This window comes from Streptomyces sp. NBC_00086 (assembly GCF_026343255.1).
In the GTDB taxonomy this organism is placed as follows: domain Bacteria; phylum Actinomycetota; class Actinomycetes; order Streptomycetales; family Streptomycetaceae; genus Streptomyces.
Window position 1 is genome coordinate 268,150 of the sequence record NZ_JAPELZ010000001.1, and the last position, 23,623, is coordinate 291,772.

Below are 23,623 nucleotides of genomic sequence, written 5' to 3' on the forward strand. Positions count from 1 at the left end.
CGCGGTACGGTGTCCTCATAAGCTTTCTCACGTCTCGGCTCTGCCTCGATGTGAAACATCAAATATACGCAGGCAAACACCCCGGCCGTCAATCGGTCCGGGGTGTTTTTGCGTAGCGGCGGCGATATGCGAGCGGTATCGCCCGGTGATTACTCGGTTGGCAGCATGCGGACCTTCTGGTCGTCCAGGTCGTAGCGTGCGACCGCCACGGCGAGCCGGCCGGTGGCTATCCTGCGGGCCAGGTCCGGCTCCGCCGCCAGCAGGCCCCGGGTCCGGCGCGCGTGGGCATCGATGGTGGCGGCGACACGGGCCTCCCCGTGCTGACCGTGGTCGATGGAGGGCCGGATCTGCTCGGCCAGGTACCGGATGTGGGCGGGCAGCTCGGTACCCGTCTCCTCCGCGTGGACCGCGGCGCCGACGGCCCCGCACGACTGGTGGGCGAGGACCAGGACCAGGGGGACGCCGAGCTCCAGGACCCCGTACGCGATGCTGCCGAGCACCGCCTCGTCCAGCACCTCGCCCGCCGCGCGTACGGTCAGCAGGTCTCCGAGCCCCTGGTCGAAGACGAGCTCCGGCGGGACCCGGGAGTCGACGCAGCCCAGCACGATCGCGAAGGGGTGCTGTTCCCGCGCCACTTGGAGGCGTACGGAACGCGACTCGTGCGGGTGCTGCTGGCGGTACGCCGCCCAGCGCCGGTTGCCGGCCGCCAGGCGCCGCAGCGCCTCCTGCGGGGTCTGCGGACGGGCCCCGTCCAAGCCTCCCGCGGAGGCCTCGGAGGCGGAGGCCGGGAAGACGGAGCCGAGCCCGAGGACGGACCCGGCGGCCGCCGACCCGGCCAGGGCGGTGCGCAGGAGAACGCGACGACTGGGTGAACTGGCGGAAGGCGCCTGTGTGTTCGAGGACATTCGGGGACGTTAACCCCGCACCGGTCCCGCGCGACCGCCCCCGGACGGAAATGGCGGGTTCCTCCCGGAGCCCGGCGCGATCGGGCCGACGGAGTTGTAGGGACCGCCCGCGGCCGCCCCGTTTCACTGGTCGATCACCCGGAAGGCGCGGACCGCCGGACGTCGGATGCGAATCGGCGCCCAGACCGTGGCCGCCCGCCGGTCAGGCCCGGCGGAGTGCGGAGCGGCCCGCTTAGCGAGCCGAGGATCGCGTGGGCGCCGAGCCGGGACACGGCCGCGCGCCCCGGGGACCCGTCCGCCAGGACGACGTCGACCTCGACCGCCGCGCGCACCCCACGGACGGCCGCCACAGCACTAGGCAACCCCGTCGGCGAAGTCGGGGAGTTCCGTGGACAGCAGGGCTTCGGCGCCGCGGTCGAGGAGCTGCTGCATCTCTGCGGAGCGGGGCAGCATGGTCTTCTCGTAGACGCGGACGGCCTCCTCCAGGGTGTTGCCGTTGACCACGGCGAGGGCGAGTTCGCAGGCGTCGAGCATGGCGAGGTTCACGCCGACGCCGAGCGGGGGCATGAGGTGGGCGGCGTCGCCAAGGAGGGTGACGGTCGGGTTGTGGTCCCAGGTGTGCGGGACGGGCAGGGCATTGATGGGGCGGTCGACGTAGCGGCCGTCGTTGTCGCTGATCAGGCGGCGCAGGGCCGGCGACCAGTCGCGGTACTGCTCCAGGAGGTGGGTGCGGATGGCCTCGGTGTCCTTGCCGGTCAGGCCGTTCGCGGCGATCCAGTCCGCGGGGACCCGCTGGATGACGTAGACGCGGATGTGGTCGCCACTGCTGCGCTGGGCGAACAGCCCGCGCTCGCCGTCGGCCGCGGCGGCGCTGCCCTGGCCGACGAGTGCGGCGATGGCGGGGTGGCGGGTTTCGACGTCGTGGAACCAGGCTTCGAGGAAGCTGACGCCGGTGTATGCGGGGAGCGCCGGGGAGATGGCTCGGCGGACCTTGGACCAGGCGCCGTCCGCGCCGATGACGAGGTCGGCTTCGATCGTGGTTCCGTCGTCGAAGCGCACCCGGCGGGGGCCCTTTTCGGGGCCTTCGACGGACCGCAGGGTGTGGCTCCAGCGGACGGTGCCGGGCTCCAGCGAGTTCAGGAGGAAATTGCGGAGGGCGCCGCGGTCGATCTCCGGCTTGAAGCTTTCTCCCTCTTCGGGGGTGTGGTGGAAGAGGAGGGTGCCCGCCGGGTCCAGCTGACGCATCTCCTGCCCCTCGGGGCGGGAGAGGCGGAAGAACTCCTCCAGGAGTCCGGCTTCGCGCAGGGCGATCTGGCCGTTGTCCTCGTGCAGGTCGAGGGTGCCGCCCTGGTCGCGGGCGTCGGGACCGCTCTCGCGGTCGTAAACGGTGACGGCGACGCCGTGGCGCTGGAGGATGCGGGCGCAGGTCAGGCCGCCGGGACCGGCGCCGATGATGGCGATGCGGGGGGTGGGGGCAGGGGTGGGCGTCTTCATGGTGGTGCTCCGTTCGTACGGGTCGGCAGTGCTGCCGTGCGCGGGGGATGTCAGTTGGCCGAGGCGACGGGGGTCTTCGCGGGGGTGTCCGCGGGTGCGGGCGGGCCGGCCTTCCTCAGCGGGACCTCGATGACGAAGAGCGCGGCGATGAAGGCGAGGGCGCAGACGGTCGCGGCGGTGAGGAAGATGTGGCCGGTGCCGTCCGTGACCGCGGTGAGGTAGGCGTCCCCGGATCCGGCGGGCAGGTTCCGCAGGGCGTTCGGGCCGCTGTCGCCGCCGGCCGGGAGGGTGGGCTGGACGGCGCGGGTGAACAGCGAGCCGAAGACGGCGACGCCGAGGGATCCGCCCAGGGTCCGGAAGAGGTTGACCGAACTCATGGCCGCGCCCATGTCGCGCAGGGAGACGCTGTTCTGCGCGATGGTGCCGGCCATCTGCAGGGTGAAGCCGAGGCCGATGCCCACGAGGACCATGTAGAGGCTGGTCAGCAGGGACGAGGTGCGGGCGTCCATGGTGGCCAGCAGGCCGAGCCCGGCCACCAGGAACAGGGTGCCGACGACGGGGAAGATCTTGTACTTGCCGGTGGCGGACATGACCTTCCCGGCGATGGTCGAGACGATCACGACGGGGATCATCATCGGGAGCATCAGCAGGCCGGAGTTGGTGGCCGAGGCGCCCTGGACGGTCTGCTGGAACAGCGGCAGGTAGAGGCCCGCGCCGAACATGACCACACCGGCGGCCAAGAGCAGGACCATGGCGAGCGGGTAGTTGCGGTGGCCGGTGAACACGCTCAGCGGCAGCAGCGGTTCGACGGCCCGCTTCTCGACCTGGACGAACAGGGCCAGGCCCACGATCGCGGCGGCGCCGAGCGACAGGATCTGCCAGGACCCCCAGGCGTAGGTGCTGCCGGCCCAGGTGGCGGCCAGGACGATCGCGGTGATGGACAGGGTCAGCAGGGCGATGCCCGCCCAGTCGATCTTCGCCTGGATGCGCTGGGCGGGGACCTGCAGCTTCCGCCACAGCCACACCAGGGCGACCAGGCCGAGCGGCAGGTTGACGTAGAAGGCCCAGCGCCAGTCGAAGTGGCCGGTGACGAAGCCGCCGAGGAGCGGTCCGCCGATGGTGCCGATCGCCATGACGGAGGCGGTCATGCCCTGGTACTTGCCGCGCTCGCGCGGCGGTACGAGGGCTCCGATCAGCGCGAAGGCGCCCGCGCCGATGCCACCGGCGCCGATGCCCTGCACGACGCGGTAGGCGATCAGCTCGCCCATGGAGCCGGAGGTCCCGCACAGGGCGGACCCGAGGATGAAGACGGCGATCGAGGCCAGGTACATGCGCTTGCGGCCGAAGAGGTCGCCGAATTTGCCCCAGACCGGGGTGGTGACGGCGGTGACGAGGGTGTAGGCGGTGACGACCCAGGAGATGTGCTCCAGGCCGCCGAGGTCGCCGACGATCGTGGGCATCGCGGTGCTGACGACCATGTTGTCGAGCATCGACAGCAGCATGGCGAGCATGACGCCGAGCAGCACCCAGCGCACGTTCTTCGGTACGGCCATGGGCCCGGCAGCGGGGCCGGTGGAGGGGAGGGAGGCAGTCGTGGACATGACTGATCACTCCTTTCGAGCGCGGGGAATGAGGGGCGGGGCGCTGATCCGCAGCCCGCTCCCCCAGAAGAACACAACAGCTAAATAAATGCAACGGCTACACTTTTACATCCGCACAACCGAAGCAGTCGGCCACTAGGCTGCCGGGATGACCGCACAGTCGCCCATGCCGCTGACCGTGGAGGCCGCCCGGGGCCTTCAGAACATGCTCGGTGCCGAGATCGGGCCGGGCCTCAGCGAGCGGGAACTCGACGCGGTCCAGGCACGGTTCGGCTTCACGTTCTCCGCGGACCACAGGGTCTTTCTTGCCGCCGGGCTCCCGCACGGCTCGCGAAGCTGGCCCGACTGGCGGGGCGGCGATCCCGAGGACCTTGCCGAGCGGCTCTCCCGACCAGTCGAGGGCGTGCTCTTCGACGTGGAACACAGCGGCTTCTGGCACCCCTCCTGGAGGCCGAGGCCCTCAGGAACATCCGCGGCGCTGCGCATGGCACGGTCCGAGCTGGCGGCCGTCCCGCAGCTGGTCCCCGTCTACAGCCACCGCTACTTGCCCGGCACGGCAGGCGAGTGGGGTCACCCCGTGCTGTCCGTCCACCAGACCGACATCATCTTCTACGGGAACGACCTCGCCGACTACGTACGGCACGAGTTCACCGGCGGGGCGAGCACCCTTCCGGCCCGCGCGACCGTCGACTTCTGGTCGTACTTCGTCAACGGCGGTCCCGCCACGGACCTTGCCACGCCCACCCCGCACACCCCCTACGCCGTCACCGCGCAGGAGGCCGTCGAGGCCCTGCGCATGCTGGCATTGGAGCGGCTGATCGGCCGACCGCACCACCCGTACCAGCTGATCGAGGCGGGGCTGACGGCACTGGTCCTCGACGTCGAGACGGAGTCGCTTCCGCTCCTCGCCGGCCTGTCGCGCACCGAGCATCAGAGCGCCGACGCGCTCTTCGACAAGGTGCTGGCCGAGCTGGGGCCGGCCGGGGACCTTCCCGCCGATGACACCGGCATCCCGTGGGAGGCCGCGCGTGGGGAACTCGTGCGCTGGTGGCTCCGGCTCATCGCGAACGGGAGTCTCGCCCCTGGAACCGGTGGTGACCTGACCGCGTACGAGGGCTGGGGTGCGCTGGCCCGGCCCCGGGCGCTCCGGCCGCTCGTCGACAGGGTCGATGCCTACAACGACTGGGACCGGATCCGGCGCGGCACGCGCGAGCAGTTGGCCGGAGCGATCGTCGCGGAGGCCGAGCGCCTACTGGCCGGTCCCTGGCCGCCGTTGAGCGGAGAGCAACAGCCCCCGGGGCTCTCGGACCACTGAACCACCCGGCCTTGCCGGGGCACTGCTGAGATACGAGCCCGGTTGCCGAACCACATTGGGCCCCTGCGGCAGGGCGCTCTCCCGATAACGCCCGCCGAGGTCCTCGCCCCGGTGCCAGGAGTGAGGCCGGGTGGAGGGCGCCGGCGCCGAAGCGCCGGCCGGCCCGGTCGATGACCGGTTCCAGTGCGCGGGCGTTCTCGGTGGGCCGGTCGAAGGTCAGTTGCTCGGCGGTGCCGGCCGAGCCGGTCAGCTCGCCGACCCGGGCGGTCACCGCCCGCACGCGCGCCCGTTGCAGTCCGAGCGCGGAGAACAGTCCGTACAGCGTCTGCTGGAGGGAGGGCGTGTGGGCGGTGGGCTCGGGCAGGGTGCGCGAGCGTGTGGTGGTCGACCGGTCGGCGTAGGTGACCTGCAGCTCGACCGTTCGGGCAACCTGCCCGGCGATCCGCAGCCGGGCTCCGAGATCCGTGGCCGCGCCGAGCAGGGCGCGGCGGACCTCGGCCGGGTCGAGGACGTCCCGGTCGAAGCGCTGGGCACTGGTGATGGTGGCGGGCGGTCCGCCCGGGCTGACGGTGCGGCGGTCGGTCCCCCGAGCCCGCTCGTGCAGGAGGCGGCCGGCGGAGGCGCCGGCGATGCGCTGCACCGTGGTCACCGGGAGGACGGCCAGATCGCCGATCGTCTCGATCCCGTACCGGAGCAGCGAGCGCTCCAGTACGGACCCGACCCCGGGCAGTGCCCGTACCCGGCAGCTCCACAGGAAGCCCTCCTGTTCGGCCGGGTCGTCGGGCAGCACCCGGACGGTGCCGGGCGGGGCGGCGCCGGCGGCGAGGGTGGCGAGGAGACGGTTCGGGCCGATCCCGCCCGTGCTGACCAGTCCGTACCGGGCTGCGAGCCGGGTCTGGAGCCGGTCCGCGAGCTCTGCGGGAGACTGCCCGAAGTACCGCGTGGCACCGGCCAGGTCCAGCAGCGCGCTGTCCGGCGGGAGCGCCTGGACGACGGGGGTGATGTCGCCGAGCACCGTGAACAGTTCGCGGTAGGTCTCGAAGCCGGCGCGGTGGAAGCGCAGGTGAACGATCGTCGCCCTGGTGGTGGTGCTGGTACTGGTGCTGGTGCTGGTGCTGGTGCTGGTCATCCGGCGCTCCCCTGACTGGCGTGCCACAGCCGCCCGGCACCACTGCCGCCCTGTCCGCCGCCGCCCTGTCCGCCCGGTGTCGGCCGGGCTGCCGAAACGGCTTCGCCGTCGGAGCACGGGGGCTCGCCGACGAGCAGCGTACGGACGGCGGCGGTCCCGCCGTCCCGGTGGGCGTCGGCGATGTCCTGGAGGTTCCAGGCGTGGGTGCCGATGACGGAGACGGACTTGCCGCGGCGGGAGACGGTGCCGCGCGCGAGGAGCAGGAAGTGGTGGAACAGCGGGTAGGCGGCCTGCTCGTGGGTGTCGTCGAAGAAGGTGAGGTCGATCTGGCCGGCCGGGCTGCCGTCGTCCAGGGAGACGAAGATGGTGCGCCGTCCGGAGCGCATGGGCGGGGTCTGGATGGCGACCTTCGCGCCGGCCACCAGCACGGTCCCGCCGGACGGCTGGTCCTTCAGCCGGTGGGAGGGGGTGACGCCGAGCTCGGCCAGCAGCGGGTGGAACGGTTCCATGAGGTGCCGGGAAGCCTCCATGCCGATGACCTCCAGTTCCGCCTCCAGCTCCTCGCCGACGGTCATCGCGGGAAGGCCGCTGTCTCCGGCGGCGGGGGTGGTGACAGGGGTGAGGAGGAGCTGGTCGGGGATGCTGCCGGCGCGGTGCTGCCGGTGGAGCTCGTCGATCTGCAGGAGCAGGTCGCGGCGGGCCGCGCCCGGGGCGAGGGTGGCGAAGGCACCGACCCGGGCGAGGCGGTCGGCGATCGGCTGGGAGGGCCGGGCGCGGGCCCAGAAGTCGGCGAGGTCCGTGTACGGCCGGCCCTCCTGGATGCGTGCGGACTGGTCGTCGGTGATGCCGTGGACATCGGCCAGCGACATGCGCAGGCCGAGACGGCCGTCCGCGAGCCGCTCGGTTCGGTACTGGGCGGCGGAGTGCTGGACGTCGAGCGGCAGGATCGGCACGCCGCGGCGCCGGGCGTCGGCCAGTACCAGCCGCTTCGGATACATGCCGGGGTCGTGTTCGAGGAGTCCGGCGTAGAACGGCGCCGCGTAGTGCGCCTTCAGCCAGGCGGACTGCAGGGTGGGCAGGGCGAACGCCACGCCGTGGGAGCGGGCGAACCCGTAGCTCCCCATGTTCTCCAGCATCCGCCAGACCTCGTCGATCACCTTCTGTTCGTAGCCGGCCCCGGCTGCCCGCTGCCGGTACCAGGTCTGGAGTTTGGGCAGGCGTTCGGGTCTGGCCAGGGCGCGCCGGGCCTCCTCGCCCATGGCCAGGTCGGTGCGGGTCATCGTCGCGAACAGACCGATGACCTGCTCGTTGAAGATGACCACGCCGTAGGTGGAGCGCAGCCAGGGCTCCAGGTCCGGGTGGGGGTAGGTGACGGGCTTCTTGCCGTGCCGGCCCAGGAGGAACGGGCGGATCATGTCCGCCTGGACCGGGCCCGGGCGGAACAGCGAGATCTCGGCGACCAGATCGGCGAAGGTCTCCGGCTGGAGCCGGCCGAGCAGGTCCTTCTGGCCGGGGGATTCCAGCTGGAAGACGCCCAGCGATTCGCCCTCGCGCAGCAGCTCGTAGGCGGCCGGGTCGGTCAGCGGTACCTGGGTGCGGTCGTCCAGGTCGATCCGCTCGCCGGTGGTGCGCTCGATCTCCCGCACCGCGTACGCCATCGAGCTCTGCATCCGCACGCCGAGGACGTCGAGCTTGAGGAGTCCGAGGCCATCGCCTTCCACGTCCTCCTTGTCGAAGACCGTGGCGGGGAAACCCTCGGTGGCGGTGGGGACGACGGGGGTGCGCTGCAGCAGGGTCGCGTCGGAGAGGATGACGCCGCACGGGTGCATGGCGCTGCCCCGGGGCAGCGCGTCCAGTCCCTCGACCAGCTCCCACAGCCGTCCGTACCGGTCTGCGCCGGCGGCGACCTGTCGCAGCTCCGGGAGTTCGCGCAGTGCGGTGCGGGCCGAGCGGGCGGCGATGTGCGGGAAGGCCTTGGCCAGGCGTCCGACCTCGTCCGGGGGCAGGCCGAGTGCGAGGCCGGCGTCGCGGATCGCCCACCGCACCCGATAGGTCTCGGGCATCGACAAGGTGCAGACCCGGTCCGTACCGAACCGGTCCATGATCTTGCGGTAGACCTCCAGGCGCCGGGCGGACTCCACGTCGATGTCGATGTCCGGCAGTGTGCGGCGGCGCAGGTTCAGGAACCTCTCCATGATCAGCTCGTGGTCGAGGGGGTTGGCGAAGGAGACGCCGAGCAGGTGGACGACCAGGCTGCCCGCGCCCGAGCCCCTTGCCTGCACCCGGATCCCGAGGTCTCGTACGTCGTCGACGACCTTGGAAACGGTCAGGAAGTACGTCGGCCAGCCGAGGGTCTGGATGACCCGTAGCTCCTCTTCCAGGCGGGTGCGCATCGTGGCGGAACGGTCGTAGCCGTGGCGGACCATCGCCGCCTCGCACCGCAGGCGCAGGATCCGGGCCGAGGTACCGGGGGCCGCGCCGATGACGTGCTCCTCGGGGAAGTGCACGCGACCGATCCCCAGGTCGGACTGCGGGTCGAGGCGGCAGTCCGCGGCGGTACGGGCCGTGGTGGCCAGCAGGTGTTCGGCCCCGCCGTGCTCCTGACCGGCCGCGCGGGCCACCTCCTCGGCGAGCTCGGCCATCTCGGCGGCGCCCTTCAGCCAGCGCTCCCCGTTGCAGGTCCGGCCGGGCTGGATCGTAGTGAGCAAACGCGCGGAGTCCAGGACGTCGGCGATCGGTGCCTGTTCCCGGTTCGCGTAGCGGACCGCGTTGGTGAGGACGGGGAGCACGTCCAGTTCGGCCGCCAGACCGACGGTACGGGCGGCCAGGCGAAGGGAGCCGGGTCCGGTGCCGGTGCGCCGGTGGTGCACGGCTTCCAGCCGCAGGTGCTGCCCGTAGACCTCGCGCCAGGGGGCCAGAAGCAGGGTGGCGCGGTCCGGGCGGCCGGCGGCGAGCGCCAGCACCGGCTCGGAGGCCGGGCCGAGCAGCGCGGTCAGTCCCTCGGCGTGCCGCTGGATCGCGTCCCAGGGGGCGATCGGCTGGCCGCCGCCGGCCTGCGCGCGGGCTGCCCACGCGGCGGTGATCAGCGCACAGAGGTTGGCCCATCCGGTGCGGTCCCGGGCCAGCAGCGTGATCCGCGGTGCGGTGTCGGCAACGAAGGCGCCGCCCCGGGCGGGGGTGCGGCCTTTCGGCGGCTCCGCCCCTGCCGGATGCATGAGCGGGACCGCGAGATCGACACCGAACACCGGCCGGACCCCGGCTTTCGCGCAGGCCCGTGCGAACCGGACCGCTCCGGCCACGGTGTCACGATCGGTGAGAGCCAGTGCCGCAAGGTTTTGCGCGGCCGCCTGCTCGACCAGCCGGCCGGGCAGCGAGGCGCCGTAGCGCACCGAGTAACCGGAGGCTACGTGCAGGTGCGGGAACACCCGAACCACCTCCAGCTCTTGCGGTCAGCCCCCATTCGTTGACACCCGGCTCCCTCCGGTCCTTCCAGCATAGACGGTATTCGATAGCTTGTTCGACTCCCATTCGACACCCCACCCCGGGAGATCCCGCTGGTCACCCACCCGGCCGCCCGCCGCCCACCGCCGGACCGGCCACCCATCACGACGGCCGCAGCCGACGCCCACCATCCCTTTCCAGCCACTCCGGCCGGATACGACCACCGTATCGAACATAATTCGAACAGTGCGACTCCACTGTCGGCTCCACGATCACCTCGCTCGCCGCTCGGTCCTGCCCGCCCCCGCCGACTGGAGCACGGTCGGCCGCTAGGGGGAGGCGCCGCGTCGCCTCCAATCGAGCGCGTATCTGGCCGGACGGGCCAACTAAAACGCCCAGTCACAAGACTTGGCGTTCTAGTTGGCGATTTCGCGTTGCACTTGGCCTCGGTGCGCGTTCTAGTCGGCCCGGCACGGCCGTTGTCGCAGGTGGCGGCTATGTTTCAGCTCGTCGTTACGGAGGCGAGCGGGAGCGGGGAGCGGGGAGCGGCAATGATGGTTGAGGTGGGGTACGCCCGGGCGTGGGACCTGGGGGCTCGCGCCCCCTGGAGGCCGATATCCGTGGAGGAGGCCCGTGAGCGGGATGCCGCCGGGCTTCCGTATGTAGTGGTGTACCGGACTGAGGGCCGGGAGGCTCCGCTGGAGGTCAGGCTCGTCTCCTGGCGGGATCACTACGTCGGTCTGTGGGTGTACGACGCTCAGGGCCGCGGTACCTGCGAGCTCGACGTGCGCCTGCTGGACGACCCGACGCGGCTGTGGCCCCGGCGCAACGTCCGCTGGCACTACACCGGCCCAGAGATGACGGAATTCGACGAGGCCTGTCCGCGCATCACCGTGGAGCTCTTCCCGGGCGGGAGGGGCCGCCAAACGGAGCAGCCCCAGGGCGAGCGCGGGCGCATACACGTCACCGCGCCCAGGAGCCGCGATGACGAGCACTGGGTGGACCGGCCGGTCTTCGGGGAGTGGCCGCTGCTCTCGTCTCAGGTGCACGGGCTTACGGAGACGCCGGTCCTCGACGTCGCCGAGCCGACCGCGGCGGCCACCGACGGCAGCGGGCTCGCGCCCACCACGTGCTGGTGTCCACCTCACCCGGCGCAGCCCGGACCGATCGGTGAGCTGTTCCGGCCCGGGGTACGCGTGACCGACGGATACCACCCCGAGATGACGATTGTGGAGCCACGCCGCATCGGCACCCTGCGCGTGCCCAGCGGGCTGCTCGCAGTCTCCGGCCCGGACATCGACCACGGAGACGGCCCGCACATCACAGTCTCCGTTCCGCCTGGGGAGTACGCCTTGGAGGAGGCTCGGGCCCGACACAGCTATCACTGCATGTGGGAGGGGAGCGAGGTCACCCGTACGGACACCATGGCTGTCCGCGTACTCGTCAGCGAGGTCCCCGCTGTGACCTGGGAGATGGCGCTGAAGCCCGACGACGACCTCCGACTGTTCGTCGATGATCAGATCTCCGGTTTCGCCACAGACGGAGCCACCGGCTGCTTCGCCGATGCCGGGGCATGGGAACCCCTCCTCGCGCTCTTCGAGAAAGGCCTGATCCAGGGAGACCCTGACCTGGACCCGGACGTCTACGAGGACATCAACGACTCCATGTACCTCCTGCGGACCCGGGACCAGGCCACCGGCGGCGAACTGGCAGCCTTCGCGACGACGGGGGACGGCACCTATCCCGTCTGGGTCGGCCGCACCGAAGCCGGCGAAGTGGCCGGGGTCGTAGTACTGGTGGATGGGATGCCCGAGCTGCTCCCGGACGGCGGCGCCACCGTCGGCGCCTGACCTGGCCACGCGGAGTCCAGGTGCCTGGCGGCCAGCAGGAGCCGCCTGACCAGCGCGCCGCGAAGGAGACCCCGCTCAGCACGCACATGGCCCTGATGAACAGGCAGGTCAGACGGGCGGCGCCCGCGGAGCGGCCGGAGCGTGGGCAGTTGGGCAGGGACGGGATGGTCGAGCCCTTCGCATGGTTGGGCCGCCCAGAGGCGCCGGGTGGGCTAGGGTCCTTCGTTTGGATCATCTGGTCGTTGAATAGGACCGCTGACTGGAGAAACGGCCGCGGCATCGATACCTGCGCCCAGGCTGCACAGGCTTCCCGGTGATGAGTGCTCACTGGATCAGTTCGATGTGCGGATGATCCGGGGACTCCGGGCACACGTGGAGCTGCAGGTCGTAGCCGCTTGCGATGACGATCATGGTGATGTTCCCCGGAGGGGTGCCGGGGAGGAGTGGTGTGGGATCGGCCCGCTCCTCCTCGGAGATCCAGCTCTCGTTGCCCGAGCTCCATTCGGTGCTCGCGATGGTGAGCAGCGGCACCGCCTCGGTGCCGCACTCGGAGCAGACCCGGGGCATGGGATCGGTGAGGCCCCAGCGAGTCCAGCCACCCGCCTTCCAGCCAGGAGCGGTGGACAGATGGTCCCCGTAGAACTCGTCCGGGGCTACCGCGTATGTGCTGTCCCACGCTTCTCCGGCCGTCTCCCACCTGCTCAGGTCCCCCAGCTGCTCCTGCAGCTCCTTGCTCAACTCCATGGAATTGGGGTACTCGGTGACCTGCTCCGGCGCGAGCAGGCACGGCTCCGGTAGGTAGCTTTCGAACTGGACCGCGGGCGGCTCGGGTGGTGCGTCGAGCACGTCCGTCACGGTCGCTGCAGTCCGCCAGAACAGTGCGGTGGTGGGGTGCTCCGAGTGATCGAAGGGGCACCAGAGGACTTGGAGTAGATCGGCCTCGGACTGCCCCGGCGGGCACAGCAGGGGGACATCGCGCACGTACAACTGAGCAACAGGCACCATGGCGATTGGGCCCTCGGGCCACGGGCGGCCTGCCAGGAGCCGCTTCTCCGTCTCCAGCTCCTCGGGTGTGACCCAGGGCCCCTGCGGATCGCGGCCCCGCCGGCTCTCTGCTGCCGCCCGGCTACGACGCCATTCCCGTATGTCCTGCGGCGAGAGGATCCTGTTTCCTCCCCGCACGTGCGGTCCCTCGCAGTACGGCCACGGCTCGTCGGTGGGCCAGAGCAGTGGCCCACCGACGGAGCTGTCGTGCGGCGTGGGCGAACCGGGAAGGGGGTGCAGCCGGGTCGCCGTCCGTGCCAGGGGTGCCAGTTGGGGAAAGAGCCCCGTGACGTCGAGTGGCCGCGGCGGGGTGGTACGGATGGCGTTCATAGCGGCGATGCTGCCAGCAGCCTCCGACAATGCGTGCGCCGGCCCACGTCCATGCGCCGGCCCACGTCCAACTGACACCAGGCAGCTTTCCCGGGTCAGTAGGCGGACCAAAGGAAGGTGCCTGCGATATGAAGTCCGGCCAGGTAGAGGGTCGCAGTGGTCGCGAATCGCGCGGGAGGAATACGCCTTGCCGGCGAGGACTACGTCCGGCCTGGTCCGGGGCCGTCCACGGCGACGCGGAACACGCAGGCCAGCCATGGGGTCCACAAAGGCGGGTGCGTCCCCTGCCTGGCCGCCGGTCAGAACGAACGTAAGGGGACGGCAGCGGCCGTCGGCAGCAAGATGAATCTTCGTCGTCAGTCCACCGCGCGACCGGCCGATGGCGTGATCATCCGGCTCCACTGCCAGAACCCCTTTTCGCGGGCCCCGGCGGCGTGCTGATGAGCGCGCACGATCGTGGAGTCCACCGAGACGGCCCAGTCCAGCTCCTCGTCGGCATCTGCCTGGGCCATCAGCGCGGTGAACACTCGCTCCCACGTGCCATCGACAGCCCACATCCGCAGGCGGTTATAGACGCCTCGCCAGTTCCCGTACTTCGCCGGCAGATGGACCCACTGCCCTCCCGTCCTGAATTTGAAGGCGATCGCGTCGATCACCTCACGGTGATCCCGCCAGCGGCCACCCCGCCTCGGGGTCCGGTCCGGAAGTAGCGGCTCGATCCGCGCCCACTGCACATCAGTCAATGACACGCCCGGCCCAACGTCCCACTGATCCAAACGAAACTGCCTAGCCCCTGCTGTCGGTACCTGGTGACAAGATCACCAGCATGAGTTTCGTACGCACTACTCCGCCGCGGCCTGTCGAGGTGGCAACGGTCTTCCCTCAGCTGGCGCCGCTGGCACGCCCCGCGATACGGCTGCATCCCCGGCCGGGGTCGCCGTCGGTCAGGGACAGCTCGGTCGGCGGGCCATTGCTGTGGCCAGCAGAAGAGCCCTGGCCGCACTGCAAGGACGCGCACCTGCACGTGGACACCGGCTTCCGCCAGTCACCGACCGAAGTGCGGCTCGAGAGAGCCTTGCAGTACCGGCGGCGCCCTGATCTGGAGTCCACACTCACGCCCGAGGAGGAGGCGCTCAAGGAGCGCAACGCCGCGTGGCTTGCCGAACGGCTCAAAGCCGACCTTCCCGGTCCGGCGGATTGCCCGGTCCCGATGCTTTCCGTGGCTCAGCTGTTCCTGCGCGACGTACCCCTGTTGCGGCCGCCCGGGCAGGCTGATCTGCTTCAGATCCTCTGGTGCCCGTATGAGCACGATCCGGACTACAAGCCGGCGACCGCACTGTTCTGGCGGTCCGCCGCGGAGGTCGGCGACGTCCTCGCCGCACCACCGGAACCGTACGAGGCGGACTATCCGGGTTACGTTGCGGAGCCGTGCCTGCTCGCGCCAGAAGCGATCACGGAGTACCCCAACAGCCTGGACTTGAGCCCGGAGCTGCAGGAAATGCTGGAGGACTGCAACAGGTGGCAGGCAGGCGGCGCCAACCTGGCCAGCTCCTACGCGGCGTATCCGCGCGACTTCTACTCCATCCATCTGGGCAACGCACCCGGCTGGAAGGTCGGCGGCTGGCCCCCGTGGGGCCGCACCGACCCGTACCCCCGATACTGCGCCGTCTGCGAGGTACAGATGGTCCCGCTGCTGACGATCGCTTCCTGGGAGTGGGACGGTGGTGATGGGCACAGCTGGGCGCCGCAGGAAGACCAGGCCGCTGCTACCAGTCCGCACTACGCAGGCCACTACCCCTCGCAGCCGACGGGGGTAGAAGTAGGCAGCACGGACAACATGCAGATCTACGTCTGCCCGACCTCCCCCGAGCATCCGCACACCGACTTGATCCAATGAGCTGTCCCAGTTGGCCTCACAACCCCGCTCACCCGTGACAGAAGGGCCGCCGAGTCGGAGTCGGAACATCCTGGAAGAACACGCAGGCGAGGCGATCGATGTCGCCAACCGGGAGGAACGCATCATGTGCGCGCGTTTCCACAGGCGAGAGGAAATGGAGGTGCTGCCCCCTGGCCTGCGCAGGCAGGATCTCCCCATGTCGACAGATGTCAGCGGAATGATCGAATGCCGGCCGGGAGCCCGCCTGTGGGGCCCTGACGACGAGGAATCCGTATGGGAGCCGGCATCGATCTCCTCCTCCTGAACATGGCCAACGCCTACGACGGCCTGGCCTGTCTTTTCGGAATCCGCAACCACTTCGGTTTCCGCCCCCTCGCGGAGGATCGCGGCTTTCCGGATGACGCCTCGGAGGGGCTGCGGCGGGAGTTCGCCGACTGTGGCGGCCCCCGCTAGGTGCACGGGACGACCTGGCTGACCTGGTCCGAGTTGGAGACCACGGACTGGCAGGAGACCGAGGCCTCGGGCACGCGAACCCGTGCCTCAGCCGCGGGGATCGACACCCACTGGGGCCCCGTCTGGAAGGTCATGCGCATCCTCAGCGAAATCCACGGTGCCGAGAACGTACGCCTCGTCGCCTGGTTCCACTGACTCGCGGCTGAGCGTCGTAGTTGGCCAGGCTGGCCAACTACGAGGTTCTGACCGTTCTTCCGTGATGGCTACGCCTGCAGGAGGATGCGGGCTCTGAGTAGGGCGAATGAGGCCCTGCTGTACATCTGCCGCTTGATCGTTTTGATCCTGTTGACGTGGCCTTCGACGATGCCGGAGCTGTAGGGCAAGGTGAGGCCGGCGGCAACGGCGTGAAGGTCCTGGCGGATGGAGTCGGCGAAGATGCCGATGGCGGCGGGGCCGCCCAGCTCGGCCTTCTGAATCCAGTCCCGCAGCAGGTGTCGGCGGCGTTGGCGGAGCTTGTCGGTGAACTCCCGCGCGAGGTCGCAGGCCTGGGCGATCTCCGGGCAGGCACTCCGCACAGCGTCGAGCTGGGCCATGTCGGACGTGCTGAGTGAATCCTCGGGGCGCATGATCCATGAGGTCATGTCGCGAGGGCGGGGAGTCGCCGCCCGGGCAGGGACCGCGATGCCTTGCCGGATGGTCACTACGTAGCGGTGCGCGACGTGGTACCCGCCGGTGTAGCCGAGGGCGAGCACCTCGCGGTAGAGCTGCATGGAGCTGGTGCAGCCTGCGTGGAAGCGGTGCTGCACGTGCTCGATGAATGGGTCGAGGACTCCGTGTCCGCGGTCCTGCGCCGAGGCGAGAAGCCCTGGTAGATCCTTGTTCCGGTAGCGCCTGACCGTCTTGCGATCCAGCTGTAGGTGGCGGCCGATGGCGTTCAGCGACATGCCGGTGGCGGCGAGCTCGTTGACCTCCGCGTGGCGTTGTCGGATCCGGTCCAGGAGCGGAGTTTCCCGGGTGGCCAACGGTGGGCTGGCCTCTGGTTCGGCTGGCCGTCGAAGGCAGTCACGGTGCCGGCGGCAGGTCTCCTCCACCGCCGTCGAGAGGTTCTGGAGGAGGTGCCAGCGATCTGCCACCTCCAGCACGTCGGGGGGCGGCCTGTCTGATGGCCTTTGTGAATGCCATCAGGCGGTCTCGGCAGATGATCTCGGCGCCGGGGCGCTCCTGGAGCCATGCGGCGACCGTGCTGGTCTCTCGGTCCGGCAACACATCCACCGGCCGGGAGGACTCGACGTCGACGAGGACAGTGCCGTAGGTCCGGCCCTTGCGGAACGCGAACTCGTCGATGCCGAGGATCCGTGGAGCTCGCGCTGGTACAGGCGGAGCGGTCAACTCGCCCAAGACGGATGTCCGCCGGCCGTAGAGCCGCAGCTTTGCGCAGAGGCGTGCGCCCGGGCGGCCGCCGAGCTCCACCGCGACCGACCGCATCGCCGACCGCGCCGCCGTCGAAGAACGTCGTCGAGGCTCGGTCAGGCCGGCCACCTGTTCCACGAAAGTCCGACGCGGGCATCGGGGCTGATCGCAGAAGAAGCGGTGGACGCGGAGACGGACGATCAACCGACGGCCGCTGAACGGCAGTCCGGCTATGTGACGCGAGTACCGGCTGTGGACGCGTGCGGCGGGATGTTGACACGCGGGACACGCTCCGGGCGGCCCGCAGCCAGCTGCGTCGATCATCAAGCGGTCATCCGCGACGACGGCCTGCCGCAGGACGAGGGTCAGGCCCGGGAAGAGGGCGTCTTCGACAGTCTCCAGCTCCATGATGGCGTGATCCCCTAGTGGAACGATCCTGCAATCTCTCGACCGTTCAGCGCATCCCGCCAGGTGCGAGGTGTTGCAACTGGGCGATCAGGGGGCCTGCAAGAAGGGGATGGGAATGTCGTGTGCTTTCAGAGCCGCCGTATAGCGAGCCAGCAGCCCGTCGATGCCCGAGAGGAGGTAGGACGCCTCTTCCCGGGCCTCAGCGACGTCACCCTGGTCGCAGGCCCTTACGATCCGGGCGACGTCGTCACGGATGACCGAAAGGGAATCGCCCTGGATCAACACGCCCGGAAATCTACGCGGGGGAAGAGGGACTACCGCATCGTTACTTGCGTCCGTGAACAGTTCGACCTCTACACGTTCCATCCGATCATCCAACCTCAGACCCGTCCTCATCTCCAGGCACAGCCGTCGTGGAAGCGACCAGAACCCTTCGCATGGCCAGCTGTGCACAACGCTTGGCCGCCTCCGCTGACCTGGAGTGCTTCCCTCCAGCCTGAAATCTCGTCGATCTCATGACGGGGTGATGCCTACGCTGCCTCCATGGCCAATTCGAAGACCAGCGCGACCTGCGACAGGCTGGTTCAGCTGGTGGCGCCGCCGGCTGCCCCGGTGGACGCCCACGGGGATTGGGCCCTCGTGGAGACCGCAGTCGCTACCCGGCTGCCCGACGACTACAAGCGACTCGTCGAAACCTACGGCTGGGGAGAGTTCTGCGACGTCCTCTACCTTCGGACGCCGTTCGGTGCGAGCAAACACAACGGCATCGAGTGGCAGAGCCCCCACCCCACGGAGTCGCCCGAACAGGATCGCGAGCGCTATTCGTATCCGCTGCACCCGGCTCCGGGCGCGCTGCTGATCTGGGGCACCACGATGGACGCCGACCGCCTGTGCTGGCTCACCGACGGGGATCCCGAGAAATGGCCCGTCGTGGTGTGGAGCAGTGAGGGCTGGTACGAGACGCACGCTGTGGGCGCGGCCGAGTTCATCGAGAGCTGGGCCTGCGGACACGCCGGCTCTGGACTGCTCGCAGACATGGAACCGGGGCTGGCACCATGGTTCAACGCCTTCCGTCCCCGCACCCACCGGTGCCTGCGCCTGTCCGAAGGCCCTTTCTCCCACCCCGAGCGCCTGGAGCTCCTGCGCGAGGCACTGGCTCCCACCACCGACCGGGGCTCGTGGCGCTCCACGCACGACGAAACGGGACAGGATCACTTCGCGACCGTCGATACCGACTGGTTGCTCACCTACGACGCCTCCCGCCCCCACCAAATCCGGATCGACTTCCCACCCGAAGACAGCGGACAGGTCCAGCAACGCCTCTTCGCCGCTGTACACCGAATGGAGTGCGAGGTTCTTCGGATCACGGCTGCGTCTGGAACATCGCTCCCGGCCTGGGACACGGCCACGGACGAAGACGAGGGGTAGGAAGAGAGCCAGCCTGGACGCGGGCCGCCTGTCTAGCGTAGCCATCACGGAAGCGCGGTCAGAACCAACTACGACGCTCAGTCACACATAGGCTGAGACTTAGAGGATGTCTCACGTGGATAGGTTCCGAGCTCCTTCAGCAGGTCTGGGCGGTGACCATAGCTGACCACGGCTCTGCCAGTCGTTGCGGAGCGCGTACGGGATCTTGAGACCATGAGCAGCCCATGGCAGGCTCGTGCCCCATGATCGATGAGTTCGCGAAAGACAACCTGCACAAGAGACTGCGGCGGGACCGTGAGGCGCTGCTCTGGAAGCTCGATGGCTTGTCCGAATACGACGCACGCCGGCCTCTGACAGCGACCGGGACCAACCTCCTCGGCCTGGTCAAACACGTGGCCACGGTCGAAGCCAGGTACTTCGGTGAAGTCTTCGACCGCCCTTCTCCGGAACCGCTGTGCCGGTGGCAGGACTCCGACGGCAGCGATCAATGGGCAGCCGAGAACGAGACACGCGATCAGATCGTCGCGTTCTACCGGCGCATGTGGGAACACTCGGACGCGACAATCAGCGAGCTTGCCCTCGATGCCCCCGGCCACGTGCCCTGGTGGTCGGAGCCTCATCCGAACACGAACCTGTTCGCCATCATGGTCCATGTCCTCGGCGAGACCATCCGGCATGCCGGGCACGCCGACATCCTGCGCGAGGGCGTCGACGGCCGGACCGGGATGCGCGCCGAAAACGAGCAGCCGATCGACGAGGAAGCCCGCGCAGCCTACTTCGCGAAGATCGAGCAGGCCGCCAGGCCGACCGCACCAACCAAGGCTTAGAAGGCTGTCCCGCGACGTGACGTGATGTTCGAGCGGCATGATGCCGGTCGTGAGTGCTGCTGATCTGTCGAAACGCCTGGTTCCTGATGCACTCTGGGAGCTGGTTGCCCCGTTATTGCCGTCGTTCGCGGCTCGACCGCAAGGTGGTGGGACCGCTCCGTGTGACGAACGGGCAGTGTTCACGGCAGTGGTGTACGTCCTGACCACCGGCTGTGCCTGGCGGCATCTGCCGCCGACGTTCGGCACGTCCCCCGCCACCGCGCATCGCCGCTTCACGATATGGACCGAGGCCGGCCTATGGCGTCGGCTCCACCGGGCGGTGCTGGACGAACTCGGGGCCCGGGGCAAGGTGGACTGGACCTCGGCAATCGTCGCCGCGGCCTCTGTTCGCGCCAAAAGGGGGGATCACTGACCGGTCCGAACCCGGTCGATCGCGGCAAGAAGGGCAGCAAGTTGCACGTGCTGTCCGATGCCCAGGGCGTCCCACTCACCGTCGCCGTGTCCGGCGCGAACATGCACGACAGTCTCGCCCTCAAGCCGCTCATCCTCGGCATCCCCGCCATCCGGTCCCGCCGGGGGCCACGGCGACGCCGCCCCGTCAAACTCCGCGCGGACAAGGCGTATTTTTCCGCCGAGCACCTGGCCTGGCTGCGCGAGCGTGGGCTGGTCGCGCGCATCGCGCGGCCAGGCGTCGACTCCGGAAAACGCCTCGGGCGGCACCGCTGGAAGATCGAGCGGTCGATCGCTTGGCTCTTCGGCTACCGCCGCTTGACCGTCCGGTACGAACGAAAGGGCTCACACTTCCTCGCCTTCCTCGGCCTGGCTGCTGCCCTGACCTGCTACAAGAAGCTCGCGAAACTTGCCACGTGAGACACCCTCTTAGCGTTCTAGTTAGTCTTTCGGCGCCACGTGCTGACCTTGCCGGACGGCTGGATCGAGCACTTCACCATGGCCACCAGGCGCACGGCATTCGCCCTGCCCGGGCTGCGAGCCGGCTGACCAAGCCTTTAGACCGGGGCCCCGGCGGGCGGGGGAACGAGGAGCAAAGCCAGCCCGGCCCCGCGTTCGGGCCGTGATACTGGCCGCCATGACCAACACTCCCGAGAAGCAGACGGTCCCGTTCTCCCGGATCAAGATCCGTACCGGGGCCGTTATCTTCTGCGGTGACGACGTCGCCCTCATCCGCCGTGACCGCGCCGACTCCACCCACTACACCTCGCCGGGTGGCAACGTCGAGGACGGCGAAGACCTTCGTGAAGCCCTCCGCCGTGAGCTCGCGGAAGAACTCGACCTGGACATCGACCAGGCCGAGGGCGGCGAACTCCTGTGGGTCATCGACCAGCGCGTCACCCGCCCCGGCCCCACCCCGCCACCGCGCAAGCTCCACATGATCTACCGCCTACACATCACCACCGAACTCCGCGACACCCTCGCCGAGCAGGAACTCGACGAACAGCCCGACGGCAGCCACGAAGTCGGGGTCGTCGAGTGGATCGACTACCGCAAGATCGCCGAGCTGCCGATCTTCCCGCCCATCGGCCCCGCCCTCGCAGCCCTGGCCACACCCCGCGCAGGCGTCATCGACGCCGCGCTCGAGCCGGTCACCGACGAGACGTACACCTGGGTCTGACCGAAGAGCTGGCCGACTGTGACTGATTCCCAATCATCGTTGTCAAGCCTGCGGACCAGTCGGTCAGTCTTGTTGGCTCTCCATGGGAGAAGACGCGTGCGTGCAGCGTCCCAGGAGCAAGCGATACCGTTCGGGGTCTGCCAGGATGATGCGCCTCGCCTTCTCGTGGCTGTCCTGGAGAGCGGCGGGGTAGATCGTCGCGTCGAGGCTGAGGTCGAGGGAGAGGTCCTGGCGTGTCTCCGGGTCTTCGCAGGTCAGGAAAACGGAGAGGCAGGCTGCGCGGTAGTCGTCGCGAAGGTCGGCCAGTGCCTCCAATTCCGCCTTGCTCTCCTCTGTGGGGACTCCTCGGCGGAGATCCTCCATGGAGGCGTACTGAAGTCCGGGCCGGGCGAAGTACCAGGCCATGGAGGCGCCGACCTTCTCAGCGTCGGAGCCGGTCCTCATGTAGTCGACGATCGCCGACTGGACCTGTCGGTGGCCGATCGCCTTCACCAGGGGCTCGATCAGTTGCCGAATACCGCTCCGGCATTGATCGTGCACGGCCGCGCGCATAAGGAGGTCTGCGTGTTGCCGTGTGGCTTCAAGATCTTGCGCTGCGGCCTCGCCGACCTCAAAACGCTTCACCTCATTGCAGTGATATCGCTCTTCGCCTTCCATGATCGGCGGCAACTCCCAGTCAGGAGAGAAGGCCGTGAGGAGCTCATCCAGCATGGGTTCAAAGGCGACTTCCCGGCCGGCTCGATCGGGGATTATCTCCAGCGCCATTCCGTTGCCTCCCTGGGGTTGGATGGCCCGATGAGGGCCTTGCCTCAGGCTAGGCGTCAGACTGGCCCCAAGGTCAGCGAAGTGACCGTCACCCGCAGGCCGTCCCGGCAGACTTGTGGCTGAGCCGGAATGTTCATGCTGCCACTGCTTCTGGTTGGGGTGGTTGGGCCGTCCAATGGCGTTGGTCGCGGAGGAGAGCCCACAGGACGTCGAGGCGACGGCGGGCGAGGGCGAGGATCGCCTGTTTGTGGTTCTTGCCCTCGGCTCGTTTGCGGTCGTAGAAGGCTTTCGAGGTGGGGCAGAAGCGGGCGGCAATCTGGGCGGAGAGGTAGAAGACCCGCAGGAGTCGGCGATGGTAGCGGTGTGGCCGGCGCATGTTGCCGCTGATGCGACCGGAGTCACGTGGGACCGGAGCGAGACCGGCGACGCCGGCGAGCTGGCCCGAGCTGCCGAAGGCGTCCATGTCGCCGCCGGTGCAGGCGATGAACTCCGCCCCCAGCAACGGGCCCATGCCGGGCATGCTGAGGACCACCTCAGCGTGGCGGTGCTCTCGGAAACGGACCGCGATCTGCGCGTCGATGCCAGCGATCTCTTCGTCCAGAGCGAGCACGGCCCTGGCCAGGGCGTTGACCACGGCCGCGGCAGTGCTCTCCCCGGTCACGGCCGTGTGCTGGGCCTGGGCCGCGGCGACGGCCGCATCGGCCATGGCTTGGGCGCCACGGACTTTCCGGTTCTTCAGCCAGGTCGCGAGCCTGCTCGGGCCGACCCGGCGCAGACCAGCCGGTGTTTGGTAGCCGGTCAGCAGGACAAGTGCCGCCTTGGAGGCGGCATAGTCGAAGGCCCGCTCGAGAGCAGGGAAGTACTCCAGGAGCTGGGCCCGCATCCGGTTGATGGCGCGCGTGCGGTCTGCGGCGAGGTCGTAGCGGCGGGCGGTGAGGATCTTCAGGTCCACCGCGATCTCGTCCCACTCCTGCAGAGGCTGCAGGTCCCGACGCATCCGTGCCTGATCGGCGATGACGTAGGCGTCCTTCGCGTCGGTCTTGCTGTCGCCTCGGTAGCCACGGGAGGCGTGGTGGACGGTGCGGCCAGGAATGTAGAGGAGCCGCTGACCATGGCTGGCGAGTAGGGCGATCAGCAGAGCCCCACCGCCCGCGTTCAGGTCGACGGCCCAGGTCACCGGGCCGTCCTCCGCAAGCGCCAGAACGTCGCCTATCAGCTCCAAGAGGTCGGGTTCATTGTTGGGCACCCGGCGCGAGAGCACCTTCGCCCCGTCCGTGTCGATCACCGTGCAGTGATGCGCGGCCTTGCCGGCATCCGTCCCCGCCCAGAGCTCGGGCACCCGAGCCTCCCTCGTCGTCCGGTTGACTGGTCCCTGCAGACGACCAAGCCGGCGTGTCCTTACGAAGCGATCTCTGTTCGCTTATCCCAATGAGTGGCCGTGTCGTCGCGGGGCACTGGGCGGCCAATCAGTCAAAGCCACAACCACGGCATGAGCGCGCTAAAGCCACACCCAGGCCCCTGGGTCTCCCGATCGTACGAAGGACCGGAATCAACCCGCCAACAAGGTAAGGAGCGCTTTAGTTCGCTCAGTCACACCTGCGTGACGTACCCCTGTCACTACGCGGGCCAGGACCCTCGCAGCCGACGGCGGACACGTCCTCTGGTGCGCCGACCGCCCGATCGTCGACGTTTCCGA

19 protein-coding genes and 2 pseudogenes are annotated in these 23,623 nt (G+C 69.3%); 9 read left to right on the top strand and 12 right to left on the bottom strand.

Features of this window, described 5'->3' with window-relative positions; translation table 11 throughout:
• Positions 1 to 149: 149 nt before the first annotated feature.
• The 3 genes from OG276_RS01185 to OG276_RS01195 form a co-directional block, all read right to left on the bottom strand.
• A complete protein-coding gene (locus OG276_RS01185) occupies positions 150 to 905 on the bottom strand; it encodes a carbonic anhydrase (protein ID WP_266901776.1) in 756 nt (251 codons plus the stop codon).
• Between the two features lie 354 nt (positions 906 to 1,259).
• Entirely contained in the window at positions 1,260 to 2,399 is a 1,140-nt protein-coding gene (locus tag OG276_RS01190) for an NAD(P)/FAD-dependent oxidoreductase (RefSeq protein ID WP_266901778.1), read from the bottom strand.
• 50 nt (positions 2,400 to 2,449) lie between these two features.
• Positions 2,450 to 4,000 carry an MDR family MFS transporter gene (locus OG276_RS01195; protein WP_266901780.1) on the bottom strand — a complete coding sequence of 517 codons (1,551 nt, stop codon included), beginning with the start codon at positions 3,998 to 4,000 and terminating at the stop codon, positions 2,450 to 2,452.
• Between the two features lie 148 nt (positions 4,001 to 4,148).
• Here OG276_RS01195 and OG276_RS01200 point away from each other — a divergent pair, with 148 nt between their 5' ends.
• The gene (locus OG276_RS01200) at positions 4,149 to 5,315 is read left to right on the top strand and encodes a hypothetical protein (RefSeq protein ID WP_266901782.1); all 1,167 of its coding nucleotides are present in this window, start codon (positions 4,149 to 4,151) and stop codon (positions 5,313 to 5,315) included.
• Between the two features lie 274 nt (positions 5,316 to 5,589).
• On the opposite strand, the pseudogene OG276_RS01205 reads toward OG276_RS01200, so the two are convergent.
• Both OG276_RS01205 and OG276_RS01210 read right to left on the bottom strand, forming a co-directional pair.
• Positions 5,590 to 6,444 (bottom strand): annotated as a pseudogene (locus tag OG276_RS01205) (hypothetical protein); the annotation flags it as partial.
• Positions 6,441 to 9,869: a DNA polymerase III subunit alpha gene (locus OG276_RS01210; RefSeq protein WP_266901784.1), complete on the bottom strand. Its 3,429-nt coding sequence runs from the start codon at positions 9,867 to 9,869 to the stop codon at positions 6,441 to 6,443. The pseudogene OG276_RS01205 and the gene OG276_RS01210, both read right to left, overlap by 4 nt.
• Before the next feature lie 567 nt (positions 9,870 to 10,436).
• On the opposite strand from OG276_RS01210, the gene OG276_RS01215 reads away from it, so the two are divergent.
• The gene (locus OG276_RS01215) at positions 10,437 to 11,735 is read left to right on the top strand and encodes a DUF4241 domain-containing protein (RefSeq protein ID WP_266901786.1); all 1,299 of its coding nucleotides are present in this window, start codon (positions 10,437 to 10,439) and stop codon (positions 11,733 to 11,735) included.
• Positions 11,736 to 12,059: 324 nt separating this feature from the next.
• Here the strand turns inward: OG276_RS01215 and OG276_RS01220 are convergent, their stop codons facing one another.
• Together OG276_RS01220 and OG276_RS01225 are read right to left on the bottom strand one after the other, a co-directional pair.
• Entirely contained in the window at positions 12,060 to 13,109 is a 1,050-nt protein-coding gene (locus OG276_RS01220; protein ID WP_266912447.1) for a hypothetical protein, read from the bottom strand.
• Between the two features lie 156 nt (positions 13,110 to 13,265).
• A pseudogene (locus tag OG276_RS01225) lies at positions 13,266 to 13,885 on the bottom strand (IS5 family transposase); the annotation flags it as partial.
• Positions 13,886 to 13,935: 50 nt separating this feature from the next.
• Between OG276_RS01225 and OG276_RS01230 the strand changes: the two are divergent.
• The 3 genes from OG276_RS01230 (at position 13,936) to OG276_RS01240 (ending at position 15,654) form a co-directional block, all read left to right on the top strand.
• On the top strand, positions 13,936 to 15,006 hold the full coding sequence (locus OG276_RS01230; RefSeq protein WP_266901788.1) for a hypothetical protein: 1,071 nt from the start codon (positions 13,936 to 13,938) through the stop codon (positions 15,004 to 15,006).
• 273 nt (positions 15,007 to 15,279) lie between these two features.
• On the top strand, positions 15,280 to 15,459 hold the full coding sequence (locus tag OG276_RS01235) for a hypothetical protein (RefSeq protein WP_266901790.1): 180 nt from the start codon (positions 15,280 to 15,282) through the stop codon (positions 15,457 to 15,459).
• Positions 15,460 to 15,654, top strand: a complete 195-nt coding sequence (locus OG276_RS01240) for a hypothetical protein (protein ID WP_266901792.1) — start codon at positions 15,460 to 15,462, stop codon at positions 15,652 to 15,654. It abuts the gene before it with no gap.
• A gap of 68 nt (positions 15,655 to 15,722) precedes the next feature.
• Here the strand turns inward: OG276_RS01240 and OG276_RS01245 are convergent, their stop codons facing one another.
• From OG276_RS01245 to OG276_RS01255, 3 genes are all read right to left on the bottom strand, one after another.
• Entirely contained in the window at positions 15,723 to 16,481 is a 759-nt protein-coding gene (locus tag OG276_RS01245) for a transposase (protein ID WP_266901794.1), read from the bottom strand.
• Positions 16,482 to 16,521: 40 nt separating this feature from the next.
• Complete coding sequence (locus OG276_RS01250; protein WP_266901796.1) at positions 16,522 to 17,277, bottom strand: transposase; 756 nt, start codon at positions 17,275 to 17,277, stop codon at positions 16,522 to 16,524.
• A gap of 87 nt (positions 17,278 to 17,364) precedes the next feature.
• The gene (locus tag OG276_RS01255; protein WP_266901798.1) at positions 17,365 to 17,562 is read right to left on the bottom strand and encodes a hypothetical protein; all 198 of its coding nucleotides are present in this window, start codon (positions 17,560 to 17,562) and stop codon (positions 17,365 to 17,367) included.
• A 258-nt stretch (positions 17,563 to 17,820) separates the two neighbouring features.
• On the opposite strand from OG276_RS01255, the gene OG276_RS01260 reads away from it, so the two are divergent.
• The 4 genes from OG276_RS01260 to OG276_RS01275 all read left to right on the top strand — a co-directional run bounded on the left by OG276_RS01260 (position 17,821) and on the right by OG276_RS01275 (position 21,162).
• Positions 17,821 to 18,705 (top strand): SMI1/KNR4 family protein, encoded by an 885-nt coding sequence (locus OG276_RS01260; RefSeq protein WP_266901800.1) that lies wholly within the window; start codon positions 17,821 to 17,823, stop codon positions 18,703 to 18,705.
• A gap of 242 nt (positions 18,706 to 18,947) precedes the next feature.
• Complete coding sequence (locus OG276_RS01265; RefSeq protein WP_266901802.1) at positions 18,948 to 19,532, top strand: DinB family protein; 585 nt, start codon at positions 18,948 to 18,950, stop codon at positions 19,530 to 19,532.
• A gap of 40 nt (positions 19,533 to 19,572) precedes the next feature.
• Positions 19,573 to 20,402, top strand: a protein-coding gene (locus OG276_RS01270) for an IS5 family transposase (protein WP_266912449.1) whose coding sequence is annotated in 2 segments (ribosomal slippage) — positions 19,573 to 19,932 and positions 19,935 to 20,402 — 828 coding nt in all. Because the reading frame shifts where the segments join, the coding sequence is not laid out codon by codon here.
• Positions 20,403 to 20,619: 217 nt separating this feature from the next.
• Positions 20,620 to 21,162: an NUDIX domain-containing protein gene (locus OG276_RS01275; RefSeq protein WP_266901803.1), complete on the top strand. Its 543-nt coding sequence runs from the start codon at positions 20,620 to 20,622 to the stop codon at positions 21,160 to 21,162.
• A 63-nt stretch (positions 21,163 to 21,225) separates the two neighbouring features.
• Here OG276_RS01275 and OG276_RS01280 read toward each other — a convergent pair whose 3' ends face one another.
• Together OG276_RS01280 and OG276_RS01285 are read right to left on the bottom strand one after the other, a co-directional pair.
• The gene (locus OG276_RS01280) at positions 21,226 to 21,927 is read right to left on the bottom strand and encodes a hypothetical protein (protein WP_266901804.1); all 702 of its coding nucleotides are present in this window, start codon (positions 21,925 to 21,927) and stop codon (positions 21,226 to 21,228) included.
• Positions 21,928 to 22,060: 133 nt separating this feature from the next.
• Positions 22,061 to 23,266 (bottom strand): IS110 family transposase, encoded by a 1,206-nt coding sequence (locus OG276_RS01285; RefSeq protein ID WP_266901805.1) that lies wholly within the window; start codon positions 23,264 to 23,266, stop codon positions 22,061 to 22,063.
• Between the last annotated feature and the right edge of the window lie 357 nt (positions 23,267 to 23,623).